Origin of the sequence: Clostridium beijerinckii, from assembly GCA_003129525.1 — a bacterium.
GTDB lineage: Bacteria > Bacillota > Clostridia > Clostridiales > Clostridiaceae > Clostridium > Clostridium beijerinckii_D.
The window spans coordinates 3,356,921-3,382,475 of sequence record CP029329.1 but is presented as its reverse complement, the minus strand read 5'-3'; the positions used below and the strand labels follow the sequence as shown (position 1 = coordinate 3,382,475).

Here is a 25,555-nt window from a genome sequence, read left to right as displayed (position 1 = left end):
TAACTATTTCGATTACAGTTAATTTAGGATTTTTCAATATACATAAGATGTTTTTTATATATAAAATTAAAATATGATATATACAATACAAAATTATTTATGATGGTTTTACATATTTATAATTAGGTGGGTGAATAAACTTCAAATGTTAAACATAGTATAAAGTAGAGTAACTAAAGGAGGAATAAGAGATGAATTATTTACTTACTAGACTGAATGATACTTTTATGGCTAAAAAAACCTATTTCTTCATTGTACTAATAATGTTTTGCTTAGGAATATCCTTTGGACTTTATACTGTAAAATACATGGGATCAGCAGATAAAAATGATTTGACGAATTATTTTTTTAGTTTCACAAATTCTGTAGGAAACGAACCCATTAATTATGGAAATTTATTGTTTGAGGTTATTAAGAAAAATATACTATTAATTATACCAATATTTATATTAGGTTTAACTTTTTTTGGAGCTCCTATAATATTGATTTTAGATTTATTAAAGGGGTTTACATTAGGGTATACTTTTTCTTTTATGGTAACTACTTTTGAAGGCAAGGGAATTGGACTAGCTTTAGTATCTGTTATTCCTCAAAATTTAATATATATTCCATGTTTTATAGCATTAAGTGTTATTAGTTTATCTATGTCTACAGAAAAATTTAAAGAAAGATTTTTCAAACGTGGAAAAAATAAAGATTCTTTGTTTGATGGTGCATTAAATAAGTTAATTATAATTATAATATTATTTTTAATAGGAATATTGGTTGAAACTTATGTATCGCCATCTCTAATAAAATTTGTGGCTAAACGGTTCTATTTGTAATGCAAAAGATATATACACATATGAAAATTTAAAAAAAGGAAAATTGACAATTTTGTCGAATACTAATCATAATCAATGGTATAGGAGATAGCAATGATAAATAGCATAAGTAATTATAAGGAGTATTTGTCAGAGAGTGGCAAAAGTGAAAACACTATATACGCATATGTAACTGATGTAAGTATATATCTTAAATTTTTAAACAGAAAAGACATAGATTTATATAAAACTGACAAATTAACAATTATGTCGTATATACAAAATCTCACAGCTCTAGGAAAATCCGAAAGATCCATAAATAGAATAGTCATAAGTCTTAGAAATTTTTACTCATACTTAAAAGGTGAAACTTTAATTAAGGAAGTTCCCAAAATAGAATACAAGAGTTCCAAAAATAATAGAAAATTACCACAAATTTTAACCATTGAAGAAGTAGATAAAATAATTAGAATAGTCGAAAAGGATTGTTCAAAAGGAGTACGTGATAATGCATTATTAGAATTAATGTATGCTACTGGAATGAAGGTTTCTGAAATGATTTCATTGAATGTAGAGGATGTTAATCTTGATTTGAATTTCGTACGATGCACAGATAATAGACATTTTGAAAGACTTATACCTATAGGAAGAAGTGCTTCTAGGGCAATAACAGAGTATTTAGCTATAAGATATAAGATTGCACAATGCGGAGTATCTAATCTTTTTGTAAATTTAAATGGCAATAAACTTACAAGACAAGGAATCTGGAGAATTGTAAAAGAATATGCTAGAAAAGCTGGTATTGATAAGGATGTTAATTTAAACACTTTTAGACATTCGTTTGCAGTGCATTTACTTCAAAATGGAGCAAATGTTAGAGCTGTCCAAAAATTACTAGGAAATCAGGTTTTAACTTATATGGACACATATTATGAAATAATAAATAATGATAAAATCAATTATATATACATGCATACACATCCAAGAGCTTGATGTTTGCTAAATATTATAAAGAATATCATAAATAAAATTTTGGGTGTTTCCACCCATTTGCCACCGACTTTTTAAGCTGGTGGCAAATTTAAATTGGTGTTTAATATATTTTCTAAAATTGCAACAGTATTATCTTTCATTTTAGGAGTTACATGAGAATATATATCCATTGTTGTAGAAAATTTTGAGTGGCCTAATCTATTTTGTATTTCTTTAAGATTAGCACCAGCTTCTAAAAGCATTGTTGCATGTGTATGTCTTAATGCATGAAAATTAAATTTTATTTGTAGTTCCATATTAACAATTTTAGATAAATATCTTAGTGAAGTCATAGTTACAAAAGTACCATTTTCTTTTGTAGAAACAAAATCATTATCATTATAATATTCACCATAATCTTTTTTGTTTTGTTCTTGCCATTTTTTATGTTCTGTAAGAATGTTTACCAATGTATCTCCAATATCAATTGTTCTAATTGAATTTGATGTCTTTGGAGTACTAAAGTCATAACCTTGCTTAGTTTTAAAAATTAAAATCTTTTCAACTGATATTTTCTTTTTATCAAGATCTATGCAATCCCATGTCAATCCGCATATTTCACCTGCACGCATTCCTGTGTTAAAAGCAATTTGTAGTGGAACATAAAAACTGCTACCAAGAGGGAATCTTTCTAAAATTTTATTATAATCATCAAGTGTGATGATTATATTTTTATTTGTAGCAACATTATCAAATTTTGGAACTTTCAAACTATCAGCTGGATTAGTTTTCAATAACTTATATGGGAAAATAGCCATTTGCAATGAATGTGAAATTACGTTTTTCAATCTTGCTAAAGTATTTTTTGAATATCCTTTAGCATATTGTTTGTTTAAAAATTCTTGTAATGAATTATAATTTAATTGTTTGATTTTATATAAACCTAATTGTGGTTTTAAATTAATATTAATAAGAGATTTATATGTTTGTTGAGTATTATATTTGCAATTGTTCATAACATACTCATTAAACCAATAATCTAGATAATCAGCAAATGACATATTAGTTTCATCTAAAAAACTACCAGTATCATTAAACTCATTTAGAGCACTTCTTAAAGCAGCTTGTGCTTCTTTCTTTGTTGTGCCTCCTTTACGTTCTATTTTTTTTCTTTTTCCATCAACTTTGCCAGCTTCAAAGTAGTAATACCATGTATTACCTCTTTTTCTTACTCCACCTTCCATTATCATTTGTCCTCCTTTTTAATGTATATATTGATTTTAATCAATGTTATTATGAAAATACATTGAGTTTAAATCAATATATATTAGTCGTTGTTGTACAATTAATATTAAATAGTACAACAATTATAGGGTATTTCTCTCAATTTTAAATTATTTTTTATGTTAGTATACTTAACTTCATCATAAATTATAGAAAGTATTTTATAGTTTAATATTTCATCGGTGACATTGAAATGATCACACATATCACAAGGTGTTGATATGCAATTATATAGTGCTTGTACAAAATCTTCATCACTTATTAAAAAGTCAGCAGCCCATAATTTAGCTGTGTTTTCTTTTTTATTTTTTTGGAGTTTTTCAGAATAATTGCTAGACTTAACAGTTAAATCACCTAATGTAGTAAAATGATGTCCTAGCTCTTCGGCAAGAATAGATAAGTACATGCACCTATCATTAATAATAGATTTTGATATACCTATAGTCGGAGGAATACCAGGAACATTAAAATATATTCCTTTTGTATCTTTGTGCTGAATATGGGTTTCTTCAAGAATTATATTCTCTTTTTTAATTATTTCAAAAATATCATTTAATTTATTCATATGTATATCACCACCATATAATTTATGATATCATTATAATATAATACGAACACATGTTCAATAGCAGTATTGTAGAATTTAAACTTTAATATAATTATTTTATGAATAAAATAACAAAAACTGAATAGAATATTACAATAATGAATAAATAAATAACAAAATATTGACTTTAAAGTTAATAAAGCGTATTATATAAAACATAAGGAGAGATTAATTATGTATACAGAGTTGATAAAAATAATCGAAGGTGCCCTTAAAGGAGATAAAGAAAAAGTAATTAATTATTCAAAGGTACTTGCAGAGAACTTAAGAAAAGAAGGCGAAGAAAATCTATCAAAAAAAATATTAAATACTGTAGAATCTAATAATACAAGAATGGTTGCGTTAGATTCGTTTTCTACAAAACCAGTAGACCAAGAGAGTAGAATGGATATAGTTGATATAAAAATGCCAACTTCAAATTTTGAAGAATTGGTATTTGATAAATTTATAAATTCAGAAATAGAGGATTTCACAAAAACTTTTGAATATAGAGATATATTGAAAAGGAAAGGGATTGATGTTAATAACACTTTATTATTATATGGACCTCCTGGATGTGGAAAAACATCTTTAGCTAGATATATAAGTTGTAAAACTAATTTACCATTGGTAACAGCACGATTTGATTCATTGTTATCTTCATTGTTGGGTAATACAGCCAAGAATATAAGAAAGATATTTGAATACGCATCGAAGAGGCCATGTATATTATTTTTGGATGAGTTTGATGTTATAGCTAAAGTAAGAGATGATAAAAATGAACTAGGAGAATTAAAAAGGGTAGTAAATAGCTTGCTACAGAATATAGATGAATTTAGTGAAAATAGTATATTAATAGCAGCAACTAATCATCATGAGTTATTAGATCCAGCAATTTGGAGGCGATTTAATAAGATTATTGAGTTAGAAAGACCACAAAAAGAACAGATAAGAAAATTAGTTAAAAAATACTCAAGTGATTTCAAAATAGATTTTATATCTAATGAGAAAAAATTAGAATATTTATTAGATGCAGTAAAGGACCTAAGTCCAGCCGATATAAAAAGTATTATGTATACATCAATCAAGAAATCTATAATGAAAGAAAAGGATATTATAGAATTCATTCAAATAATATATGAGATTTTCTTATTTAAAAACCATAATGTAAGTAATGAAGATGAGTTAATCAAATATTTGAATTTATATGGAGTCACCCAAAAAGAAATTGTAGATTTTTTTGATTTACCTATTAGAAGAGTTCGAGAAACAATAAATAATAAATAATAATGGAGATGGCAATATGGATAATAATGCACCTATAAAATTTTTTGCAAAAAGGGAAATAGACAATAGTAGGACAGAAGGTGGTGGTAGTGGAAAACTACCTAAATGGATTTTAGAAGGTGAAACTTTAGTTAAACATAGTATTGAATTAGATGATAATTTAAGTGAAATAGAAGATATTCTTGAAAGGCGTCCTGAGGGTGAGGATTTTATACCTGCTATAATAAAAACTAAAATTCAAGATTATGCTAAGGCGAAAGGTCATAGAGCAGAGGTAGGGAGAGTATTTAAAATAAATTCTAGTTATAATATTATTGGACTTATGGGTGAAAATGAATTACTGATTAAAATATCAAATAAAAATGATTTAAATAAAATAAGAAAAAATATTTCTAATTATGCAGAGAATGCTTATGCAATATCTTGTATTAATAAAATTGAACCTTTACAACCTAAAATAATAGTCAATAAAGAAATAGAAGATGACTATAAAATTAAATTAATAAACTATAATGATTATGAAATTAATAGAATGGTAAAATTAAACTTTGCTAGAAAATGTAATGAACTAAATTTAGATGTTATTGAAGCTAAATATTCAGATGATTTAATAGTTTATAGTTTGAAAAATGCAAATTTAGACAGAATAGGTGAACTTCAAAATTATAGTGCTATATTATCAATTGAGCCAATGCCAAAGTATTCAGTTGACTTGGATTTTTTTAATATTAATGACACACCCATAGTGCACACGCCAAAGGATGGTAGAAATTATGTCACTGTTGGAATATTAGATAGTGGAGTTAATAAAATAAAAAGTCTGGAACCATGGTTAGAAGGAACCAGATCAACGCCATATCCTGAATCGTTAATAGATCCATCTCATGGAACTTTTGTAGCAGGTATAATTTTATATGGTGATATGTTAGAAGATAAAGAATATACAGGATTAAAAGGATGCAAGATTTTCGATGGCAATGTATTCCCTGATTTATCAAAGGAATCTATAAAGGAAGATGAATTGGTAAATAATATTCGAGAAGTAATCAGTGCAAATCATAAGAAGATAAAAATTTGGAATCTTTCTGGCGGATTACAGGAAGAAATAGATGAAAATGAATTCTCAGACTTTGCTAAAGCTATTGATGAAATACAAGATAAGTATGGAGTAATAATATGTAAATCAGCAGGTAATTGCAGTAATTTTATGCAAGGGAAGCCTAAATCTAAAATACCAAAATCAGCGGACTCAGTTAGATCGGTAGTCGTTGGATCAATTGCACAAGAAAAAAATTTAGAAAGTGGCATTGATGTGGATTTTCCATCTCCATTTACCAGAATAGGGAGAGGACCAGCTTGTATAGTTAAACCTGATGTAGTACATTATGGTGGGAATGCTGGAATTGATAAAAACGGTAAATTAATAATAAATGGAGTAAATTCTTTTGATATAAATGGGAAGATAACTAAAAACATTGGGACAAGTTTCTCAACACCAAGAATAACATCAATATTAGCAGGGTTACAAGAGGAGATAGATGAAGAATTTGATCCTTTATTATTAAAATCGTTACTGATTCATTCTGCTAATTATGGAGAAAATGTTACTTTATCTGCCAATGAAAAATTAAATCAAATGGGATTTGGAAAGCCTAAGAAAATTAAAGAAATACTATACAATAACCCAAATGAGATAACACTTATTTTAAGAGATTCTTTAACTAAAAGACAATTTATAGAAATCTTAGATTTCCCATATCCAGCTGGCTTGAAAAGAGATGGATTTTATGAGGGACAAGTTATTGTTACATTAGTATATGATCCAATTCTTGATTCAACACAAGGGGCTGAATATTGTCAATCAAATATTGATATGTATTTTGGAAGTTATGATGAAAAGACAGACCGAGATATAAGTAAAAATAATATATTAAATGCAATTGGAAAAGAGAATTCTAAAAATGTTCTATTATCGAGCAGTTATAGTAAAACAGCTATAAAATCATCAACAGAGCATTTTGGACTATCTGAAAGAATGTTAATTGAATATGGAGATAAGTTTTATCCAGTAAAAAAATATGCAGTAGATTTATCAGAAATGACTCCAACCAACAAAGAAAAACATTTAAAAGGTGATAAACAGTGGTTTCTCAAAATGGAAGGGTTATATAGAGACTTTATAGAAAAGAGATCAATGGCAGAATCATTTGAATTAAGTCAAGAATTTTGTGTCATTATTACAATAAAAGATCCAGCAAAAAAATGTCAAGTTTATGATGAAGTGACAAGACTACTAGATATAAATAATTTTTGGCATAATAATATTAAACTTCGCCAAGATATAGACATAACTATAAATAATTAAAGTTATTAAAAAAATAAGGTGTTCGTGAAGAACACCTTATTTTTTATCTTTATATTTATTTCTAACATAATCTATAAAATTATAAATTTCATTTTTAGCTTCTTCAGGAAGATCATCATAATCAACATCACTATGAAGAGCTATAGTTATTTCTTTATTATCATAATTTCTTATATCAGTAAGGCCCATGAGCCAATCAAGTGAAACATTATAATCTAGAGCAATTCTTTTCTTTAATTCATCATCAGGTCTACTACTTCCAGATTCATATTGTGATACAGTAGACTTTTTTAAAGAATATGGTTTCCCGAATTCTTCTTGAGTTAAATTAGCTTCTAATCTCAATATTTTTATTCTATTACCTAATATGTTTAATTCCATAGCATACCTTCCTTTGAGGTTTAAATTATTTAAACTAATTATATTTTAACATAATATAAAATACAGAAAAACAAGTTTGAAAAAATTAAACTTTTTCAATAAAATAGTATTGACAGTTTGAGAAACTAAAACTATAATAAAAATATAAAGTTTGAGAAAATCAAACCTTAAATAATTAGAATAGGAGAATTTTTATGAATACTAAATTGCTTATAAAGTTTAGAGAACGAAAACAATATTCTCAAGAGCAAATGGCTAAAATGTTAGGTTATAAAAATAAAGCCAGCTACTGTTTAATAGAATGTGGAAAAACTAAAGTTCATATTGATTTAGCTAATAAAATAATTAAAATATTAGAATTAAATCAAAAAGAAATACTAGCTATTTTTTTTAATATTTAAGTTCTAGAAACTCAAACTTATCAATTCTATTTTAGTACATATAGGAGGTGAAATGAATGGTACAAGAATACAGAAATATTTACCAAATAGCGAGAGAGTCAACAGGTTTAACTCAAGAAAAGGCATCAGAGCTAATGGACATATCTGTTGATAGCTTAAGAGCTTATGAGGGAGGGAAGAGAATTCCACCAGATAAAGTGGTTATTAAGATGATTGAAATTTATGATACACAGTATTTAGCTTATCAACATTTAAAGACAAGTGCTGAGATAGGACAAAAATATTTACCTAACATTGAGATTAGAGAACTTCCAGTTGCCATATTGAAGCTTCAAAAGGAAGTGTCAGATTTCCTTAAGTGTAAAGATTTGATGATAGAAATTACATGTGATGGAATTATTGATGATCAAGAGCGTCCACAATGGGATTTAATAATGAAAGAGCTTGATGACGTGGCTGAGGCTATTATGACTTTAAAATTTGCAAAATAGAAGGAGATGATATTTATGGAAGATATTTTATTTACAGTTGATGAAGCATCAAAGCTTTTAAAAACAGACAAACCAACTATAAGAAAGCTTATTGATAAAGGATTACTTAAAGCTTTAAAACTTGGAAGACTTAAAGTAAGAAAATTAGAAATTGAAAGGTTTTTACTTTGGGCAGAAGATAAAGATTTAAATGACCTTGATAACATAAAGGATTTAGATTATGTAACTCAAGGAAGAAGGGAGCAATTTAAATGTGTTCAATAAAGTGCCCAAAATTTATAAATAATAGTCACAAATTACGCAGCAGCATTTTAGATAAAAAGTTTAGAAAAGAGCATTTGCTTAAAGTTTGTTGTGGAAATTATGCTAAATGCAAATTATGTAGGGAGGATTAAATTATGAATAGATATGATATTGAAAAAATTTATCAAAAAAATGGTTTGAATAATTATAAGCTTACTTGTTTAGAAGATTTGAAAAGTTGTCATAGGATTGATGCAGAAAAAGTAAAAGGGTATGAGGATCTAACAGAAGAAAATAAAGAAATTTTCAGGAACTTCATTATTAACTATTTTAATGGTCAAGGTATGGACAATAGAATGATTACAGTTCCAAAGGCAATTAACTATGTTGAGGATATAGATTATGTAGCACCTCATCCAAATCGTGAAACTGACGAAGATTACAAAAATTGTTTTGTAAGTGTAGTAAATAAAATAAATATATTAAAAGCTGATGGAACTAAAAAGCAACTTCATAAATATTCAGATGAAGATTATGAAAATTTGCAACCAACAGAAGAGTATAGAAAAGAATATTTACGTTTTGCATTTTTGGAGGGTAAAAGGAAGATTTGGCTGCATGTAACACATGAGGGTAAACAATGGTATTAATTGTGAAGGGAGGTAGGGATAATGGGGAATTTCTCTATAGCTTGTAAGGCTAAAGACTTAAAAGATAAGCTTGCAAGAATATTACTGGAAATGAAAAAAGAACCTTTGGTAAAGGTTCAATTATAAGCTTAATTTAATATTATTTGAGATACGGATTGCCTTCCGTATCTCCATTATAAAATAGAATGGAGGAAATGTAAAGAGATGAAAATTATAAGTTTTTTAAATATAAAAGGTGGGGTTGCTAAAACAACATCATGTGTTAATGTTGCAGCTGAATTAGGTAGATTAGGTAATAAGGTTTTGATTATAGACCTTGATCCACAAAGTAATGCGACTAAGTATGTAGGTATGTATTATCCAAATTCATTAGGTTCTTATAATCTTCTCAAAGGTGAGGATGTTTCAGTAACTATGACTGAATATGAGAATGTATGGCTTATACCTGCAAATATAAATCTTATTGCTAGTGAATCTGAGATACTTGCAGATACTAAAAAAGCTAGGGAAACAAGGCTTAAAAAGTGGTTAGATAAATCAGAAGCACCATTTGATTATGTTCTTATAGACTGTCCACCATCATTAGGGATGATTTCAATAAATGCATTAGTTGCAAGTGATTATGTTTTGGTACCACTTAAAATTGATAAATTCTCACTAGATGGGTTTGAATATTTGATTAGCAGCGTTAATTCTGTTAAAGAGGAATTTAATGAAAATTTAAATTTACTTGGCGTATTTATAACTATGGACAGGGCTACCAGGATAAATAGAGAGGTAAAGGAAGAACTTAAAGGAGAATTAGGTGATTTGATGTTTAACCAAACAATAAGAGACAACATTGATGTCGTTAAAAGTACCTTTGAATCTACTCCAGTAATTTACTTTAATAACAGAGCTAATGCATCTAAGGATTATAAAGCATTGGTGGAGGAATTGTTATGTCGGATTATTTAAAGGGTTTAGCAGCTAAAATAAACGGAGTAGAAAAGCAAAGTTTTATTCAGGAGCTAGATATAAGTAACCTAGTTCCTTCCTCAAGAAATTTTTATGGTATTAGGGAAATAGAAGATCTTGCATCATCAATTAAAGAAAATGGTCTTATGCATAATCTAGTAGTTAGAAAAAAGGATAATGGAACTTATGAAATTATTTCAGGTGAAAGAAGATATCATGCTTTAAAGAGTTTGAATTATATAAAAGTACCGTGTCAGGTTAAAGAAATTATTGATTTAGATGCAGAGATAATGTTAATACAAGCTAATGTGGAACAAAGAGAATTATTACCTAGTGAAAAGATGGAAGGTATTAAAAGGCTTAAGGCTATCTATGAGCAGAAGAAAGCTAATGGTGAGGATTTACCTAAAGGAAAGACCAGGGATTTAATAGGAGCTGATATGAAGCTTTCTGGGGTACAAGTTGGAAGATATCAAAAGGTAGATAAAGATTTGATTAAACCACTTAAAGAAAAATTAGATAAGGAAGAGATAACACTAACCCAAGCTCATACGCTTAGTAATTTAACAAAAGATGAACAAAAGATAATTCATGAAGAAATTAAAGCCTTAGATCCTAAAGAATCTAAAGAAGAGGTTGAGATTTTGATTAATGGAATTAAGCAACCTGTTGAAAGCGAAAATGATAGAAAGACATTCGCTGAAATGTATTTAACTAAGGCTAAAAAGAAAATTGAAAATAAACCAGAATCTTTTGAATCAAAGTTAGAAGAATTAAAGAAATTAATTAATGATTATTATGCGAGTATGCCAATAGAAACAAAGGCAGCATTTAAAATTACCTTTAATACTTATTTATCAAGTGAAAACTAAAGTAAAGGAGGCACAGGATGAAATACACGATAGAAGGTTTTTCTCAACAAACATTGATAGATTTTAATTTAGACGAAAAAGATGCTCTTATTTTAAGGTATTTTATAGACTTTAAAGATAGTGGGAATATGACAATAAAGATAATAGATGATAAGCCCTTTTACTGGCTTAAATCAGCAGCATTATTAAAAGACTTACCTATTCTAAAGATAAAGAGTAATGATGTATTGAAAAGAAGGCTGAATAAATTAATTGAATGTAAAGTTTTAGAACATGAGCATGTTTTAAAAGGTGGAAGTTATTCATTTTATGCAGTTGGAGAAAGTTATCATAAGCTTATAACAACTGATACGACTCAAAAGTCGGAGGAATACGACTCAAAAGTCGGAGGGGGTACGACCCAAAAGTCGGAGGGGTACGACTCAAAAGTCGGAGCAAAAAACCCATCTACTAAAAACCCATCTACTAAAAATATTATATCTTGTGGAACAGGTCAACCTGATTCCACAGTGCCATATGAATTAATTATTAATATGTTTAATAGCACCTGTAAGTCTTTACCACGAGTTAAAGCTAGGAACAAGACTAGAGACAAGCATATTAAAACAATATTTAGATCATTAGGCATAAACAAGATTAAAGAGTTATTCATAATGACTGAGAGTAGTGATTATCTTTCAGGCAGAAGTGGTAAATGGCCTAATTGTGGATTTGATTGGATTATTAAAGAGAGCAATTACATCAAGGTACTAGAAGGCAATTACAACAGGCAGCGAGGCAATGTAATACCAATAACCTCAAAAGCTAAAGAAACTCATGAAGCTTCAGAAATAGAAATAAATAAAGAATTGTTAGGAGATTTGTAGTATGGATTATTTAGAAGGACCATTACCAAGTAACTTACAAGCAGAGCAGGCAGTACTTGGGTGTATAATAAGCAGTTTAGATAAGTTAATTGAAGTTGAGCCAATAGTAATAGCAGATGATTTTTATGTAGATAAACATAAAAAAATTTATGAAGTAGTAATGTCACTTGCTAATCGTAGAATTGGGATAGATCTTGTTACAGTTATTGAGGAAATTAGGAAGAAGGGTTTACTTGATAGATGTGGTGGAGTCACTTATTTAACTGAATTAGCTACATCATACTTTGAGAGTAGTAATGTTATAGCTTATGCAGAAATAGTTAAGGAAAAAGCAAATAGACGTAGATTAATTAAAACGAGCAAAAGATTATTACAAAAAGCTCATGAAGAAGAAAACATAAAAAGCATAATTGATGATACAGAAAATGAATTATATAAAGTTTCATCAAGTCAAAGTACAAATGATATAGTACCAATTGCTGATGCAGTTGAGCAAACCCTTATAAACTTAGAAGAAAGATATAGGAATGGAGGGCAATTAGTAGGATTAAGCACTGGATTTAATGATTTAGATAAAGTAACATCTGGACTTAAAAAATCTGATTTTGTAGTAATAGCAGCAAGGCCTTCTATGGGTAAAACAGCATTAGCATTAAATATAGGACAAGCAGTTTCTAAAAATGCCAATGTAGCAATATTTTCGTTAGAAATGCCTAAAGACCAACTTATGGATAGATTATTAGCTGCTAAATGTTTAGTTGATTTTTCAAATGTATCAACTGGACAATTGAATGATAAAGAATTCGAAAAAATATCTTTGGGAGCAAATGACTTAACGAAAAGAAAGTTATTTATAGATGATACATCATCACTGCTGACTGATATAAAAGCTAAATGTAGAAAATTAAAAATACAAAGTGGATTAGATCTTGTCTTAATAGACTATATACAGCTTATAAGAACTACTTTAAATACAACAAATAGAGAACAAGAAGTAGCCTATATATCAAGAGAAATTAAAGGATTAGCTAAAGAATTAGGAATTAACATTATTGCATTAGCACAACTATCTAGAGCACCAGAACAAAGAGCAGATCATAGACCTATATTATCAGATTTAAGAGAATCAGGTTCAATAGAACAGGATGCAGATGTAATTCACTTTCTATATAGGGATGAATATTACAATAAAGAATCAGAAGATAGGAATATAGCAGAAGTCATTACAGCTAAAAATAGAAATGGAAAAACAGGAACTACAAAGCTTGCATGGCTTGGACAATATCAAAGATTCGGTTCTTTGGATGTTATAAGGAGGTAATGTGTCATGAAGCATATGCAGAATCTTATTCAAGAAAGTAGAAAATTAATGAATTATGCTTCATGTATGAGGATGGCAACAGGATATAAGACTGGTGAAGTAAATAGTGCAAATTATTCTAGATTGCTGCAAGAAGCTGAAAAAGAAGTGAGGGATATAAAACATATGGATAAAAAAGCTGAGGTTATAGATAAAATAGTTAATGCTTACTTTGAACAACCAGAGAAAACATTAGAAGAAGTTTTTGGAGAATATACAGAGGATCTTACACAAGAAGAAAAAGAAAAATTCTTTAATAATTTAAAAGCAATAATTAATTAAAAGGAGATTGGTACGAATGATAGCAATTAAACAAGTAGCTAAGTTGATGACTCTAAAGGAATTAGAAAAAAGATTTGAAATGTTAGGTAGCTATGTACAAGATAAAATAACCGGGAAAAATTATCATTGCCCTCATGATTTAGGATTTAATTTTACATTAGATGATTGTATAAGTAGCGGTTGTTGTAAAGATTGTTGGATAAAAGCTAAAGATATTATGAAATTGAAAGATAGCAAAATCATCTAAGATCTTGCAGGACTATAAGGCGTTAGCAGGGATTTCAAATTGCTAATTAAGGTTACTGCAAATTATAAATAGAAGAGAGTAGTTAAGGGCTCTCTTCTTAAAAATTAGGAGATTAAAGGTATGGGAGTTATTACGGATATTGTAAATATAATAGTCCCTAAAGCACAAAGAAGAATAGAGGATGAAGGGATAAGTATAAAAGATGCTTTATATATAGAACTTAAAGAAATCGGGTATATTGCAAATAAATCTGAGAATATGAGTAAAGAAGTTAAATAAGTAATGCTGAATATGTAGATTTGACGTAGTAAAGGAGTGAGAGATTTGATAAAACCAATATTATTTAATACAGCAATGGTACAGGCCCTTTTAGATAGTAAAAAAACAACTACAAGAAGAAATATAAAAAGGACACCATCCAATGATGAACCAAGCGGATATGGTTTTTGGAAAGAATTTAATAACAGTGATGGTAGATGGTACATTAAGGATTATACACATGCACCAGTATGGTGGACATTAGAAGAGTATATAAGCAAATATAGTAAATATCATGTTGGAGATGTTCTTTATGTAAGAGAGACGTGGCAGGAATGGACTGGCGGATATGCATATAAAGTTGGTGGAGACTATCCACAATCATTCATTGATAAATGGAAACCATCAATTCATATGCCCAAAGAAGCAGCAAGGATATTTTTAAAAGTAACAGATATAAGAATTGAACGCCTACATGATATGGAACATAAAGATTTCTTATCAGAAGGAATTAGAGAATATACAAAGGATAATCAAGTATTTAAATATGCAGCAAGTGAAGATCAGTTTAGTTGGAGAGATATGCCAAGGACTCCAAGGAAGGCATTTGAAAACCTTTGGGATAGTACAGTAAACAAAAGTGAAATTGATATGTACGGTTGGAATGCTAATCCTTATGTTTGGGTTATTGAGTTTGAAAAAAATAGAGAAGAGTGAGATAGAACAATGAGTTATAAAGATGGCATATGTAAATGGAAAAACTGCAAGGTTGATGAAATATATGAATATGAAATGGAAAATTGTAGTTGGAACAATGATTGTGAGAATTGTGAAAAGAATACAGAAAGCAGCAGTTATGATTGTAGCAATAATTAATACGTAATACTAAAATCTGGCGAAGGAGTGGAAAAGTATGAGTCAATGGATTCAAATAACATTAATAATATGTGGGACAATCATAATTGTTCAATTTCTTGGTTTCTTAATGATTAAAAGTTTGTGGAATAAAAATAATAAACCAAGAAAACTACAAGGATATCAAGGAACTAGGCAACCAGATACATCATCAGGTGAAGTGATAACAAGAATAAAACCACCAAGCATAGGTAGTGGAATCAAATAATACTTAAATTTGATGAAGGAGTAAAAAGAGTATGGAAAAGAAAAATAATATATTAAATCAAGTTCAAAATGCTATAAATATTGGAGAATTAAAAAGAGAAACTCAAAACTTAGTGGAAATGTTTTCTTCAATAGTACAAATAAATAAAAATATGTATGATGAAATGAAAAAACAAGGTTTTAATGAAGAACAATCATTTAAGTTTGCATGTGAGTACACATTAAAATTAACATTCAATGCAAGTGGCAACAACAATCAATAAACAATTCTAAAATCTGGCGAAATAAAGGAGACATATAAATGTCACATAAAGAACTAATTAAAGACTGTACTTCTAAAATGAGTATTGATATAGATGGCATACCAAAAAATAAATCAATACAAATAGCAAATGAGATAGGAAGAATATTATTGAAAAAAGGTTTAACTTTCACATATGGAGGGATTGAAGAAGGTTTTACTGATAAAATATGTGGAATTCAATTCGATATTGAAAAATAAATAAAAAAGGTGTTCGTCATGAACACCTTACCAAGATTAGAGAAATACACTCTGGAACGTTAGTTCTCTAATCAACCTATTCAAATTATAACATAAAGGATAGGTGATTAACATATGGAAATTAATAAAAATGAATTTAAACAATATAAAGATAAGATTGAAGATAATTTAAAAAAATATCCGTATTATCAAATTTCTATAGAACTACCTGGTCTTGGTGCGGCTGCAATACCTAATGGAGTTTTAAGCCAAAATAATAAGATATCAGATCCAGTAGGAGATGCAATAATAGGCGATGAATATAAAAGAAATCTAGTAAATAAAATAAATTATGTACTTGATAAGCTCCCACAAAGCAGCAAAAGAATAGTTGAATGTGCATATTTTATGGATGGTGTTATAAGTAATGATGAAGTAATTGAAGAGTTGAATATAAATAAAAATAAATATTATGATTTAAAGAAAGATGCATTATGCAAATTTGGTATGGTATTTGGATATTTTTAGAGTTAAATATAAAAAACAAGTAATATTTCGGGAGTATTTTATGACTAAATAGGGATTAAATAGGGATTATTTTATATACAAATTTCAGATTACAATATAAAATTTATGTATAGTCAAAAATTATATATAGATTTGAATTTTAAAGCACATGCGGTTTAGTATGTGCTTTTTATTTTACATGAAAGTAGGTGAGAGCATGAAGGGATATTATATAAGTTATAAATGCCAAAGATGTCATAATGAAGTTATTTTAATTACAGAAGAAGTTTCATCCACATTAAAGACTGGTAAATATATATCATGTTCTCATTGTGGATGTAAAAAGTTAAAAGAAGAAAAAGCTACTGATGATTTAAGAGAATGTATGAAGCATCCATCTTACAGAAGAGAACATGGAGCAATAAGGCAGGTGATACATGAATGAATGAAATGGAAGCAATAAAAAGTATGGACACTGTAATGGATATTGCTGAATATTTTAGGAGTTCAGGTAAACTTGGAGAACGAAGATACATTATGTTTATCATTGGTATTTATACTGGCTTGAGAATTGGAGATATTTTAAAACTAAGAGTTAGAGATGTTAGAAATGTAAAATATCTTGAATTAAGAGCAGAAAAAACTGATAAGAAAACGAAGATACTAATAAACGATTATCTAAAGTATGAATTAGATGATTACATTTATGATAAAAATGATTATGAGTATTTAATCAAATCTCAAAAAGGCAGAAATCAACCATTAACACCAAAAGGTGCATGGGATGATATGAAAAAAGCAGCAAAGACTTTTGGATTAGATAACATAGGATGTCATACTTTGAGGAAAACCTTTGGATATTTTTTTTATCAGCAATATGGAGATATAGTAACTTTAAAGAATTTATTTGGACACTCAGATATATCTGTTACTTTTAGATATATTGGTTTAGATCAGGACAAAACAGATGAGTGTGTTGGGGGATTAAAACTACTTCCAAAACATAAAAAAAGAAAAGATACAGACATGCATTTAAATCATAAAAAACGGAAATAAATTCTTCTAATTTCTTAAATGTAATTTAATTTTGTATACATTACATTTTTAATAAAAAAATAAATGCATATATAAGAAGAAAAGGTTTTTCTTAAATGTGATTAAATTACTTGAAACATTACATTTATATACTCAAAAGGAGGAATAGATATTGGATAGTATTTACAATGATAGACTTAAGAAATATAAAGACAAAGTGTGTTCATTAGAATCTAAAATAAATAGATTTGTAATGTTGTCACAAACAAATACTTTAGAAGAAACTGATGATATTAACTCTATAGTATTTAAAAAATATATCGAGTTAAGTGATGTTAGAAGAGTTGCTGATTATATTAATAGTCTTGGACTTAAGATACCAACTAATACTTATGTTGGAGAGAGAAAGTATTTAACAAATGATATTACTCAGATATTAAAGAGTAAAGCTGAAGTTAATCCAGAGCTTAGAGAATGTGTATCATTGATGAAAGAATTAGATAAAACATTTAGTAAAATAAATATTAAGATATGATGGACTATTGCTATGATAGAAGGACGAGATCACATGGATATTATTGAAGCACTAAGAGAAGTAATGAAGGACACAAGTAATATAGATAGTATATCAATCAACTATTGTAAGCAAGAAAAGTCGGAGCAATGTGATATGTTTATAGTAACTAAAGACTCAGACAATAAAGATAAATAAATATTTAATTTTTATTATTTATTTATCTATAGAAAATCAAAAGGTACTCCCAGGGGTTTATTTAGACCTGAGGGTCTGGCGAAGCCCAAAGTAGATCTAGTTATAAAAAAATTTTTAAAGGTGTTTCCGTTACCACATTAAAGAAAGGAGGTGCTGCTTTGAGTGATGAAGGTAAAAAGATTGATTCAGTTGATCAGGTAACAGTATCAAGTACTGTTTTATCAAACCTATTTGGATTAACAACAAGAAGAATAAGACAACTTGAAAATGAGGGTATTATAAAAAAAATTGCCAGAGGTAAATATTCATTACAAGATAATATAAAAAGTTATATTACTTTTATAAAAGCTTCAGCAGATCTTAAGGAAAACAAAACAGAAGAAGGCAAAATAGATTATGATGAAGAACATGCTTTACTAGAAAGACGAAAAAGAGAAAAGATTGAACTAGAACTTGCAGCAATGAGAGGCACAATGCATTTTAGTGAAGATGTTGAAAGAGTAATGAATGACATGCTATCAAATTTCAGAGCAAAAATTTTAGCTTTACCTTCAAGAACAGCTCCAAGACTTATGGGTATAGATACTATTGCTGATATACAAGAAATTTTGCAGATTGAGGTATTGGATGTGCTTAATGAATTAAGTAGGTACAACCCTAGTGATTTCTATAGTGAAAAGTATGTTGATGTTGTCGAGGATGAAATTAATGATGAGGATTTAGAAATAAATGAAGAAGAAACAACAGATTCATAAGAAAACAATAGATTTATTTAAGAATTTAGTTTCAATATTAGCACCACCACCACTTTTAACTGTATCTAAATGGGCAGATAGCTATAGAAAACTATCTGCAGAAAGTTCTGCTGAACCAGGACAATGGAGAACATCAAGAGCAGAGTATCAGCGTGAAATAATGGATTCACTTTCAAATAAAGAAACTGAAATTATAGTTGTTATGTCTTCAGCTCAAGTTGGAAAAACAGAATTAATTAATAATATAATTGGTTATTTTATTGATTACGACCCTTCACCAATAATGTTATTAATGCCAACTTTAGATTTAGCACAATCTTATTCCAAAAAAAGACTAGCTCCGATGATTCGAGATACTCCAGTATTAAGAGGGAAAGTTAAAGATGCAAAATCTAGAGATTCTGATAATACTTTATTAGAAAAAGGATTTCCAGGAGGATATATTGCATTAACAGGAGCAAATTCACCAACAGGATTATCTTCAAGACCTATTAGGATTTTATTAGCTGATGAAGTTGATAGATTTCCAAAGAGTGCAGGTATTGAAGGTGATCCTTTATCTTTGGCAGAAAAAAGAACAAAAACGTTCTGGAATAAAAAGAAATTTTGGGTTTCAACACCAACTGAAAAGGGGATTTCAAGAATTGAAAAGGAATTTGATGATAGTTCAAAGGAGGAATGGTGCTTGCCTTGCCCAGTTTGTGGTAGACTTCAACCTTTAAAATGGTCTCAAATTCATTTTGAAGATATAACTCATGAATGTAAAGTCTGTGGAGATAGATGTAATGAATTTGAATGGAAAGCTGGAAGTGGAAAGTGGATTGCTAAATATCCTGAAAGGATTAAAAAGAGAGGATTTCATCTTAATGCATTGGCTTCACCTTGGGAACGTTGGGAAAATATTATAGAAGAATTTAAATTAGCAAAGAAAAATGGCCCTGAAACTTTAAAAACTTGGGTTAATACAACTCTAGGTGAAGTGTGGGAAGCAGATGAAGGTGAGGGGGCTGATAATGACGATTTAGTATCAAGAAGAGAGTTTTATATTAATGATGTTCCAAGAAAAGTTATATTACTCACTGCTGGAGTGGATGTTCAAGACGATAGACTTGAAGTTGAAGTTGTTGGGTGGGGAGTAGGAAAAGAAAGTTGGGGAATTCAATATAAAGTCTTTTATGGAGATCTAGGACAAAAAATAATTTGGCAGCAACTTGATGAATATTTACTTAAAACTTTTTGGTTTGAAGAAGGTGATGGACTTGTATTATCTTGTGTATGTATAGATAGTGGAGGTCATTATACAACTGAGGTTTATAAGTTTTGCAAAGAAAGAGAACATAGAAGAGTCTTTGCCATTAAAGGAGTAGGTGGATATGGAAAACCATTTATAAGTAAACCCACTAGAAATAATAGAGAAAGAGCTGCCTTATTTTCTTTAGGTGTTGATAATGGAAAAGAGACAATATTATCAAGATTGAAAATTAAAGAAGATGGGCCAGGTTATTGTCATTTTCCTAAAGAGGCAGATCGAGGATATGATGAAAATTATTTTAATGGGTTAACATCAGAAAAAAGGGTTCTCAGATATAAAAAAGGTGTAGCAACCTTTGAATGGGTAAAGAAGAGCAGCAGTATAAGAAATGAACCTATGGATTTAAGAAATTATGCAAATGCTGCAGTTGAAATATTAAATCCTGATTTAGATACAATGGCAGCTAGGAATATCAATGGAAATGTTTTTGCCCAAGTTAAAAAAGTAGCTAAAAAGAAAAAGCGAATAGTATCAAAAGGACTATAGGAAGGAGAAAATTATGGCATTTACACTTGAAACAGCACAAAAACACTTAGATGCATGGCTAGAAGCTGAACTTGCAGTAACAAATGGACAAAGTTATTCAATTGGAAGTAAATCATTAGATAGAGCGAATTTATATCAAATAAGGGAGCAAGTAAAGTATTGGAGTAATGAACTTGCAAAAACTAAAAATATACTTAAACGCAAAGGTAGAAATAGGGTAATGAGGGTAGTTCCTAGGGACTTATAGAATAATAACTAAAGGTAGGTGATGGAATTGAATGTAATAGATAAGGCAATAGGAGTGATCTCACCAAATGTAGCATTAAAAAGACAGGTTGCTAGGCAAAAATTATCAATAATGAATAGCGGTTACTCGCATCATGGAGCTAGTAGAACCAAAAAGAGTTTATTAGGTTGGATGTTTGGAGGGGGAAGTCCTAAAGAGGATATAGAAGATAACATTCAGGTATTAAGGGAACGATCAAGAGATTTATACATGGGAACGCCTATTGCAACAAGTGCTATAAAAACATTAAGAACTAATGTAGTTGGAGGTGGACTTAGATTAAAATCACAACTAGATTATGAATTATTAGGTTTAAGTGATGATGCGGCAGAAAAACTAGAAACTATCATAGAAAGAGAATTTTCTTTATGGGCGGATAGTGTTAATTGTGATTTAGCAAGACTAAATAATTTTTATGAGTTACAACAACTTGTGTTCTTGAGTAGTTTGATGTGTGGAGATGCCTTTGCTTTACTTCCATATACTCAAAGAATTGGAATGCCCTACGATTTAAGAATTCAATTAATAGAAGCGGATAGAGTTTGTGATCCTTATTATAAAAAGGGATATCAAAACATAAGTGCAGGCGTTGAATGTAATGATAATGGAGAGGTAACAGCATATCATATAGCAAATTTTCATCCATTATCTACGTATAGGAGCAATAGTACATGGACTAGGGTTGAAGCTTTTGGAGAAAAAACAGGTAGAAGAAATGTAATTCATATAATGGAAAGTGAACGTATAGGGCAACGAAGAGGTGTTCCAATACTTGCACCTGTTATTGAATCTTTAAAACAATTAGGGAGATATACAGAAGCAGAATTAATGGCAGCAGTTATATCAGGAATGTTTACAGTTTTTATTGAAAGTAAATCTAATAGCGAAGAAGCTCCACTTGGTTCAATGATACCAGGCGATGAAGAAGTAGATGGAGGTGATGAAAATAGCTATGAATTAGGTAATGGTGCAATTGTAGCACTTGGAGAAGGAGAAACTGCTAAAGAAACGAATCCAGGAAGACCAAACACTGCATTTGATGGTTTTATTGCTTCAGTATGTAAACAGATTGGAGCAGCTCTTGAAATACCACATGATTTATTATTAAAACAATTTAATGCTTCATATTCAGCTAGTAGAGCAGCATTACTTGAAGCTTGGAAGATGTTTAGAATGAGAAGAATATGGCTTTCAAATGATTTTTGTCAACCTATATATGAAGAATGGCTTTCAGAGGCCGTAGCCAAGGGCAGAATTTATGCTCCTGGCTTTTTTGATAGTCCAATTATTAAAAAGGCTTATTGTAATGCTGAGTGGAGTGGCCCATCTCAAGGACAATTAGATCCCGTTAAAGAAGCTAATGCAGCAGTAATTCGTGTAGAAAATTGCTTCTCAACACGAGCGAAAGAAACTATAGAGCTTACAGGTGGGGACTTTGTTAAAAATAATAGGCAAAGAATTAAAGAAGAAAAGATGAGGCAAGAATTATTAGCTTTAAATCAGAAGGAGGTAAAAGTTATAAATGAAAACAGTTGAGGTAAAAGGAACAATAATATCTCAAGAAGATAAATGGATTTATGATTGGCTTGAATATCCATATACGACATCAAATGATGTTAACAAACAATTACTTGATGCTAATGGTGAAGACGTACAAGTTAACATCAATTCCAATGGCGGTTCAGTATATGTTGGAAGTGAGATATATACAAGCTTAAAATCTTATTCAGGGAACTTAACTATAAATATAGTTGGTATGGCTGCAAGTGCTGCATCAGTTGTAGCTATGGCAGCAAAATGTTTAATGTCACCAACAGCACAAATGATGGTACATAATGCATCAATGGGAGCTCAAGGTGATTATAGAGATATGAATAAGGCAAGTGAGATTTTACAATCTGTAAATAAGTCTATTGCTAATGCATACCAATTAAAAACTGGAATGTCTGATGAAGATCTTAAAAACATTATGGATAATGAAACATGGCTTACAGCTCAAGAAGCTAAAGCTTTAGGATTAATTGATGAAATAATGTTTGAAAATGCACAACAATCTAATAATTCAACACCAAATTTTTATAATAGCTTGGTTACACCTAGTGTTAAAGCTATTGAAGAATTAAAAAAATGTGGAAGTGTTGAAGCATTTAAAGAAAATATAATCAATAATAAAGTTCAAAATACTGTTAATTCAGTAATTGATAATAAAGAAAATGAAGAGGAGGGCAAAATAATGGACTTAAATACATTAAAAAATGAACACAAAGACATCTATGATCAAGTTGTATTAGAAGCAACTAATTCTGAAAGGGCAAGGATTAAAAGCATAGAGGACTTAGCTATTCCAGGTAATGAAGAAATAATTGATAAAGCTAAATTTGAAACTGGAATTACAGCAGAAGCTGTTGCAGTTGAAATTATCAAGGCTCAAAAAACAAAGGGAACTGATTATTTTAATCAAGTTAAGAAGGATGCTGAAAATGCCAATTTATTAGAAGTAGACAATGTAGCAACACCACAAGATAATAAAACGCAAGAAATAAAAGATAAAGAAGCTGCTGATTTTATGGCAAAACATATGAATGGAGGGACTAAGTAATGGATTTATACAAAAATGAAGGAGAATTTATTCAAGATAACCTTTTTGCAAGCAATCAATTTCCTGTTATTACAGAAGGTATAACGCTTTTAAAAGGGCAAGGAGTATTAACGAGGGGAACGGTTTTAGGTGTGGAAACAACCAATGGAATAGCTAAAATTGTAAATTCAGAAAATGATGATGGAACACAAACAGCATGTGCTATTTTGACCGATGATGTAGAAGTTCCAGAAGATGCAGATCTAGAGACTACAGTATATGTAAGTGGATGCTTCAATTCAGATGCATTAATATTTGGTGGTTCAGATACAGCAGCAACACATAAACATTCACTAAGAAACGTAGGAATTTATTTAAAATAAGAGGAGGAATTATAAATGAGTATATATGAAACTAAAACCATGCTACAAGCAATTGAACAAAAGAAGCCAGTATTTACATTTTTGAGGGATACATTTTTCCCTAATATAGAAACTCTTTTAACAGAGAAAGCAGAAGTTGATATTAAGAAAGGGAAAAGAAAACTTGCACCTTTTGTGGCACCTAGAATAGGTGGAAAGGTAATGAAAAGAGAAGGGTTCAAAACATCTGTGATCACAACACCAAAGATTGCACCAATAAGAGTAATTACAGCAGATGATATTAAAAAAAGAACACCAGGAGAAAGCGTGTATAGTACAAAGACACCAGAAGAGAGAGCAATAGTAATGCTTGCTAATGATTTAGTAGAATTAGATGATGCTATAACAAGAAGAGAAGAGTGGATGTGCGCTCAAGTATTATTAGGAGAAGTAATTGATATTGATGTTGAAGGTGCAACTCAAAGCATTGATTTTGGATTTACTAATGAAGTTATACTTTCAGCAGGTAAGAAATGGAATGCTGCTGGAACAGATCCACTTGTTGATTTAAAAGATTGGAGACAAAAAATAATAAAGGCAACAGGTAAAACACCTGATATCTGCATAATGTCAGATAATGTGGTAGATGCTTTTATTGGCAATACCAAAGTAAAAGAGTTGCTTGATATTCAAAGGTTAAATGTTGGTGCAATTGAACCAAGCTATCAAGGTGCTGGTGTTACCTTTATAGGGAAATTACCATCTTTAGGGTTAGAAATATATTCGTATACAGAGTATTACATTGCAGATGATGAAGAGGAAACAGAAATGCAACTTATCCCAGATGGAAAAGTTATTGTTGGAGCAACAAAGAGTGGTAAGCGTTATTATGGTGCAGTAACTCAAAAAGAAAAAGGTTCATGGATAACATATGAAGGAATCAGAGTGCCAAAGTATACTAATGATGATAAGAATGAAATTGATGAATTAAGACTTACAGCAAGACCATTACCAACACCAGAAGATGTTGATAGTTGGGTAGTTGCTACAGTGTTATAGTAGAGGCTTTAGGGCCTTTTTTTATTATGAGTATTAAATGTTTAAAAACAATAATTAATGATGAAGCTGAATATGTAAGAGGTGACATCATAACTAACATTACTAAGGAAGAAGCTGAAAGATTAATCAATTTAAAAGTTGCTGTAAAAATTGATGATAAGTTTAAGAGAAGTAAGCAAGATTTAAAAAAAGTCTATGCCAATAAATATAAAAGAAATAAATTTGCAGAGCTGGAGAGTTGCTATGAATTTTAAGGAGCAGCTAGGAGCTGATTTAAATATATTCTTTAATCCTGATGAATTTGGAGAAGCGCATATTATCAACAATCAAAAACTCAATATAATTATTGATAATGAAGTTTTGAAGCAGAGAAATAGAAAAGAATATGATGGAATTCTGCAAGCAGATCTTCTTTACTATGTGAAGGTGACGGATATTATAAAAAAGCCTGTATCTGGTGCTGTCCAAACCTTTGATGGAGTTTTATACACAGTTTTCGATGTGAAAATTGATTCGGGAGTATATGAAGTAGTTCTTCAGGCAGGAAGGAATTAA

At 29.6% G+C, this 25,555-nt stretch carries 34 protein-coding genes; 31 read left to right on the top strand and 3 right to left on the bottom strand.

Annotation, left to right across the window (positions count from 1 at the left end; all coding sequences use genetic code 11):
* The first annotated feature begins 191 nt into the window (after positions 1 to 191).
* Together spoIIM and DIC82_15100 are read left to right on the top strand one after the other, a co-directional pair.
* Positions 192 to 824 carry a stage II sporulation protein M gene (spoIIM, locus tag DIC82_15105; GenBank protein ID AWK52244.1) on the top strand — a complete coding sequence of 211 codons (633 nt, stop codon included), beginning with the start codon at positions 192 to 194 and terminating at the stop codon, positions 822 to 824.
* Between the two features lie 93 nt (positions 825 to 917).
* On the top strand, positions 918 to 1,796 hold the full coding sequence (locus DIC82_15100) for a recombinase XerD (protein ID AWK52243.1): 879 nt from the start codon (positions 918 to 920) through the stop codon (positions 1,794 to 1,796).
* 71 nt (positions 1,797 to 1,867) lie between these two features.
* Here the strand turns inward: DIC82_15100 and DIC82_15095 are convergent, their stop codons facing one another.
* Together DIC82_15095 and DIC82_15090 are read right to left on the bottom strand one after the other, a co-directional pair.
* Positions 1,868 to 3,019: a site-specific integrase gene (locus DIC82_15095; GenBank protein AWK52242.1), complete on the bottom strand. Its 1,152-nt coding sequence runs from the start codon at positions 3,017 to 3,019 to the stop codon at positions 1,868 to 1,870.
* A gap of 107 nt (positions 3,020 to 3,126) precedes the next feature.
* On the bottom strand, positions 3,127 to 3,624 hold the full coding sequence (locus DIC82_15090) for a Zn peptidase (GenBank protein ID AWK52241.1): 498 nt from the start codon (positions 3,622 to 3,624) through the stop codon (positions 3,127 to 3,129).
* A gap of 216 nt (positions 3,625 to 3,840) precedes the next feature.
* Between DIC82_15090 and DIC82_15085 the strand changes: the two genes are divergently transcribed.
* Together DIC82_15085 and DIC82_15080 are read left to right on the top strand one after the other, a co-directional pair.
* Positions 3,841 to 4,932, top strand: coding sequence for an ATPase (locus tag DIC82_15085; GenBank protein ID AWK52240.1), 1,092 nt, complete (start codon positions 3,841 to 3,843; stop codon positions 4,930 to 4,932).
* A 16-nt stretch (positions 4,933 to 4,948) separates the two neighbouring features.
* Complete coding sequence (locus DIC82_15080) at positions 4,949 to 7,297, top strand: hypothetical protein (protein AWK52239.1); 2,349 nt, start codon at positions 4,949 to 4,951, stop codon at positions 7,295 to 7,297.
* 36 nt (positions 7,298 to 7,333) lie between these two features.
* On the opposite strand, the gene DIC82_15075 is transcribed toward DIC82_15080, so the two are convergent.
* Positions 7,334 to 7,678, bottom strand: a complete 345-nt coding sequence (locus tag DIC82_15075) for an XRE family transcriptional regulator (GenBank protein ID AWK52238.1) — start codon at positions 7,676 to 7,678, stop codon at positions 7,334 to 7,336.
* A gap of 194 nt (positions 7,679 to 7,872) precedes the next feature.
* Between DIC82_15075 and DIC82_15070 the strand changes: the two genes are divergently transcribed.
* From DIC82_15070 to DIC82_14940, 27 genes are all read left to right on the top strand, one after another.
* Positions 7,873 to 8,079, top strand: a complete 207-nt coding sequence (locus DIC82_15070; protein AWK52237.1) for an XRE family transcriptional regulator — start codon at positions 7,873 to 7,875, stop codon at positions 8,077 to 8,079.
* 56 nt (positions 8,080 to 8,135) lie between these two features.
* Positions 8,136 to 8,570: a transcriptional regulator gene (locus tag DIC82_15065; protein ID AWK52236.1), complete on the top strand. Its 435-nt coding sequence runs from the start codon at positions 8,136 to 8,138 to the stop codon at positions 8,568 to 8,570.
* Positions 8,571 to 8,585: 15 nt separating this feature from the next.
* On the top strand, positions 8,586 to 8,834 hold the full coding sequence (locus tag DIC82_15060) for a transcriptional regulator (protein ID AWK52235.1): 249 nt from the start codon (positions 8,586 to 8,588) through the stop codon (positions 8,832 to 8,834).
* 134 nt (positions 8,835 to 8,968) lie between these two features.
* The gene (locus tag DIC82_15055) at positions 8,969 to 9,463 is read left to right on the top strand and encodes a hypothetical protein (protein AWK52234.1); all 495 of its coding nucleotides are present in this window, start codon (positions 8,969 to 8,971) and stop codon (positions 9,461 to 9,463) included.
* A 204-nt stretch (positions 9,464 to 9,667) separates the two neighbouring features.
* Entirely contained in the window at positions 9,668 to 10,420 is a 753-nt protein-coding gene (locus DIC82_15050; protein ID AWK52233.1) for a ParA family protein, read from the top strand.
* Entirely contained in the window at positions 10,405 to 11,292 is an 888-nt protein-coding gene (locus DIC82_15045; protein AWK52232.1) for a chromosome partitioning protein ParB, read from the top strand. Before DIC82_15050 ends, DIC82_15045 begins: the two co-directional genes overlap by 16 nt.
* A gap of 17 nt (positions 11,293 to 11,309) precedes the next feature.
* Complete coding sequence (locus DIC82_15040) at positions 11,310 to 12,158, top strand: hypothetical protein (protein AWK52231.1); 849 nt, start codon at positions 11,310 to 11,312, stop codon at positions 12,156 to 12,158.
* A 1-nt stretch (position 12,159) separates the two neighbouring features.
* Positions 12,160 to 13,479, top strand: a complete 1,320-nt coding sequence (dnaB, locus tag DIC82_15035) for a replicative DNA helicase (GenBank protein AWK52230.1) — start codon at positions 12,160 to 12,162, stop codon at positions 13,477 to 13,479.
* Positions 13,480 to 13,644: 165 nt separating this feature from the next.
* Positions 13,645 to 13,800: a MarR family transcriptional regulator gene (locus DIC82_15030; GenBank protein ID AWK53105.1), complete on the top strand. Its 156-nt coding sequence runs from the start codon at positions 13,645 to 13,647 to the stop codon at positions 13,798 to 13,800.
* A 16-nt stretch (positions 13,801 to 13,816) separates the two neighbouring features.
* On the top strand, positions 13,817 to 14,047 hold the full coding sequence (locus DIC82_15025; GenBank protein AWK52229.1) for a hypothetical protein: 231 nt from the start codon (positions 13,817 to 13,819) through the stop codon (positions 14,045 to 14,047).
* A gap of 327 nt (positions 14,048 to 14,374) precedes the next feature.
* The gene (locus tag DIC82_15020; protein AWK53104.1) at positions 14,375 to 15,022 is read left to right on the top strand and encodes a hypothetical protein; all 648 of its coding nucleotides are present in this window, start codon (positions 14,375 to 14,377) and stop codon (positions 15,020 to 15,022) included.
* A gap of 196 nt (positions 15,023 to 15,218) precedes the next feature.
* On the top strand, positions 15,219 to 15,428 hold the full coding sequence (locus DIC82_15015) for a hypothetical protein (protein AWK52228.1): 210 nt from the start codon (positions 15,219 to 15,221) through the stop codon (positions 15,426 to 15,428).
* Between the two features lie 31 nt (positions 15,429 to 15,459).
* Positions 15,460 to 15,690, top strand: coding sequence for a hypothetical protein (locus DIC82_15010; protein ID AWK52227.1), 231 nt, complete (start codon positions 15,460 to 15,462; stop codon positions 15,688 to 15,690).
* Between the two features lie 38 nt (positions 15,691 to 15,728).
* Positions 15,729 to 15,929, top strand: coding sequence for a hypothetical protein (locus tag DIC82_15005; protein ID AWK52226.1), 201 nt, complete (start codon positions 15,729 to 15,731; stop codon positions 15,927 to 15,929).
* A 114-nt stretch (positions 15,930 to 16,043) separates the two neighbouring features.
* Positions 16,044 to 16,436, top strand: a complete 393-nt coding sequence (locus DIC82_15000) for a nitroreductase (protein ID AWK52225.1) — start codon at positions 16,044 to 16,046, stop codon at positions 16,434 to 16,436.
* A 196-nt stretch (positions 16,437 to 16,632) separates the two neighbouring features.
* On the top strand, positions 16,633 to 16,860 hold the full coding sequence (locus DIC82_14995; protein ID AWK52224.1) for a hypothetical protein: 228 nt from the start codon (positions 16,633 to 16,635) through the stop codon (positions 16,858 to 16,860).
* Complete coding sequence (locus DIC82_14990; GenBank protein AWK52223.1) at positions 16,857 to 17,471, top strand: site-specific integrase; 615 nt, start codon at positions 16,857 to 16,859, stop codon at positions 17,469 to 17,471. Before DIC82_14995 ends, DIC82_14990 begins: the two co-directional genes overlap by 4 nt.
* A gap of 151 nt (positions 17,472 to 17,622) precedes the next feature.
* The gene (locus DIC82_14985) at positions 17,623 to 17,985 is read left to right on the top strand and encodes a hypothetical protein (GenBank protein ID AWK52222.1); all 363 of its coding nucleotides are present in this window, start codon (positions 17,623 to 17,625) and stop codon (positions 17,983 to 17,985) included.
* Positions 17,986 to 18,320: 335 nt separating this feature from the next.
* The gene (locus DIC82_14980; protein AWK52221.1) at positions 18,321 to 18,917 is read left to right on the top strand and encodes a hypothetical protein; all 597 of its coding nucleotides are present in this window, start codon (positions 18,321 to 18,323) and stop codon (positions 18,915 to 18,917) included.
* Positions 18,892 to 20,715, top strand: a complete 1,824-nt coding sequence (locus tag DIC82_14975) for a terminase (GenBank protein AWK52220.1) — start codon at positions 18,892 to 18,894, stop codon at positions 20,713 to 20,715. The genes DIC82_14980 and DIC82_14975 overlap by 26 nt, the downstream gene beginning before the upstream one ends.
* Positions 20,716 to 20,725: 10 nt before the next feature.
* Entirely contained in the window at positions 20,726 to 20,962 is a 237-nt protein-coding gene (locus DIC82_14970) for a hypothetical protein (protein ID AWK52219.1), read from the top strand.
* 27 nt (positions 20,963 to 20,989) lie between these two features.
* On the top strand, positions 20,990 to 22,537 hold the full coding sequence (locus tag DIC82_14965) for a phage portal protein (GenBank protein ID AWK52218.1): 1,548 nt from the start codon (positions 20,990 to 20,992) through the stop codon (positions 22,535 to 22,537).
* Positions 22,524 to 23,600 carry a hypothetical protein gene (locus tag DIC82_14960; protein ID AWK52217.1) on the top strand — a complete coding sequence of 359 codons (1,077 nt, stop codon included), beginning with the start codon at positions 22,524 to 22,526 and terminating at the stop codon, positions 23,598 to 23,600. Before DIC82_14965 ends, DIC82_14960 begins: the two co-directional genes overlap by 14 nt.
* Positions 23,600 to 23,962, top strand: coding sequence for a head decoration protein (locus DIC82_14955; protein AWK52216.1), 363 nt, complete (start codon positions 23,600 to 23,602; stop codon positions 23,960 to 23,962). Before DIC82_14960 ends, DIC82_14955 begins: the two co-directional genes overlap by 1 nt.
* A gap of 15 nt (positions 23,963 to 23,977) precedes the next feature.
* On the top strand, positions 23,978 to 25,000 hold the full coding sequence (locus DIC82_14950; protein ID AWK52215.1) for a major capsid protein: 1,023 nt from the start codon (positions 23,978 to 23,980) through the stop codon (positions 24,998 to 25,000).
* Positions 24,976 to 25,254 (top strand): hypothetical protein, encoded by a 279-nt coding sequence (locus DIC82_14945; GenBank protein AWK52214.1) that lies wholly within the window; start codon positions 24,976 to 24,978, stop codon positions 25,252 to 25,254. Before DIC82_14950 ends, DIC82_14945 begins: the two co-directional genes overlap by 25 nt.
* The gene (locus tag DIC82_14940) at positions 25,244 to 25,555 is read left to right on the top strand and encodes a hypothetical protein (protein AWK52213.1); all 312 of its coding nucleotides are present in this window, start codon (positions 25,244 to 25,246) and stop codon (positions 25,553 to 25,555) included. The genes DIC82_14945 and DIC82_14940 overlap by 11 nt, the downstream gene beginning before the upstream one ends.

Coding starts and splice junctions, on each gene's coding strand:
- spoIIM (AWK52244.1), top strand. CDS start 192: ATGAATTATTTACTTACTAGACTGAATGATACTTTTATGGCTAAAAAA.
- DIC82_15100 (AWK52243.1), top strand. CDS start 918: ATGATAAATAGCATAAGTAATTATAAGGAGTATTTGTCAGAGAGTGGC.
- DIC82_15095 (AWK52242.1), bottom strand. CDS start 3,019: ATGGAAGGTGGAGTAAGAAAAAGAGGTAATACATGGTATTACTACTTT.
- DIC82_15090 (AWK52241.1), bottom strand. CDS start 3,624: ATGAATAAATTAAATGATATTTTTGAAATAATTAAAAAAGAGAATATA.
- DIC82_15085 (AWK52240.1), top strand. CDS start 3,841: ATGTATACAGAGTTGATAAAAATAATCGAAGGTGCCCTTAAAGGAGAT.
- DIC82_15080 (AWK52239.1), top strand. CDS start 4,949: ATGGATAATAATGCACCTATAAAATTTTTTGCAAAAAGGGAAATAGAC.
- DIC82_15075 (AWK52238.1), bottom strand. CDS start 7,678: ATGGAATTAAACATATTAGGTAATAGAATAAAAATATTGAGATTAGAA.
- DIC82_15070 (AWK52237.1), top strand. CDS start 7,873: ATGAATACTAAATTGCTTATAAAGTTTAGAGAACGAAAACAATATTCT.
- DIC82_15065 (AWK52236.1), top strand. CDS start 8,136: ATGGTACAAGAATACAGAAATATTTACCAAATAGCGAGAGAGTCAACA.
- DIC82_15060 (AWK52235.1), top strand. CDS start 8,586: ATGGAAGATATTTTATTTACAGTTGATGAAGCATCAAAGCTTTTAAAA.
- DIC82_15055 (AWK52234.1), top strand. CDS start 8,969: ATGAATAGATATGATATTGAAAAAATTTATCAAAAAAATGGTTTGAAT.
- DIC82_15050 (AWK52233.1), top strand. CDS start 9,668: ATGAAAATTATAAGTTTTTTAAATATAAAAGGTGGGGTTGCTAAAACA.
- DIC82_15045 (AWK52232.1), top strand. CDS start 10,405: ATGTCGGATTATTTAAAGGGTTTAGCAGCTAAAATAAACGGAGTAGAA.
- DIC82_15040 (AWK52231.1), top strand. CDS start 11,310: ATGAAATACACGATAGAAGGTTTTTCTCAACAAACATTGATAGATTTT.
- dnaB (AWK52230.1), top strand. CDS start 12,160: ATGGATTATTTAGAAGGACCATTACCAAGTAACTTACAAGCAGAGCAG.
- DIC82_15030 (AWK53105.1), top strand. CDS start 13,645: ATGGATAAAAAAGCTGAGGTTATAGATAAAATAGTTAATGCTTACTTT.
- DIC82_15025 (AWK52229.1), top strand. CDS start 13,817: ATGATAGCAATTAAACAAGTAGCTAAGTTGATGACTCTAAAGGAATTA.
- DIC82_15015 (AWK52228.1), top strand. CDS start 15,219: ATGAGTCAATGGATTCAAATAACATTAATAATATGTGGGACAATCATA.
- DIC82_15010 (AWK52227.1), top strand. CDS start 15,460: ATGGAAAAGAAAAATAATATATTAAATCAAGTTCAAAATGCTATAAAT.
- DIC82_15005 (AWK52226.1), top strand. CDS start 15,729: ATGTCACATAAAGAACTAATTAAAGACTGTACTTCTAAAATGAGTATT.
- DIC82_15000 (AWK52225.1), top strand. CDS start 16,044: ATGGAAATTAATAAAAATGAATTTAAACAATATAAAGATAAGATTGAA.
- DIC82_14995 (AWK52224.1), top strand. CDS start 16,633: ATGAAGGGATATTATATAAGTTATAAATGCCAAAGATGTCATAATGAA.
- DIC82_14990 (AWK52223.1), top strand. CDS start 16,857: ATGAATGAAATGGAAGCAATAAAAAGTATGGACACTGTAATGGATATT.
- DIC82_14975 (AWK52220.1), top strand. CDS start 18,892: ATGAAGAAGAAACAACAGATTCATAAGAAAACAATAGATTTATTTAAG.
- DIC82_14960 (AWK52217.1), top strand. CDS start 22,524: ATGAAAACAGTTGAGGTAAAAGGAACAATAATATCTCAAGAAGATAAA.
- DIC82_14955 (AWK52216.1), top strand. CDS start 23,600: ATGGATTTATACAAAAATGAAGGAGAATTTATTCAAGATAACCTTTTT.
- DIC82_14950 (AWK52215.1), top strand. CDS start 23,978: ATGAGTATATATGAAACTAAAACCATGCTACAAGCAATTGAACAAAAG.
- DIC82_14940 (AWK52213.1), top strand. CDS start 25,244: ATGAATTTTAAGGAGCAGCTAGGAGCTGATTTAAATATATTCTTTAAT.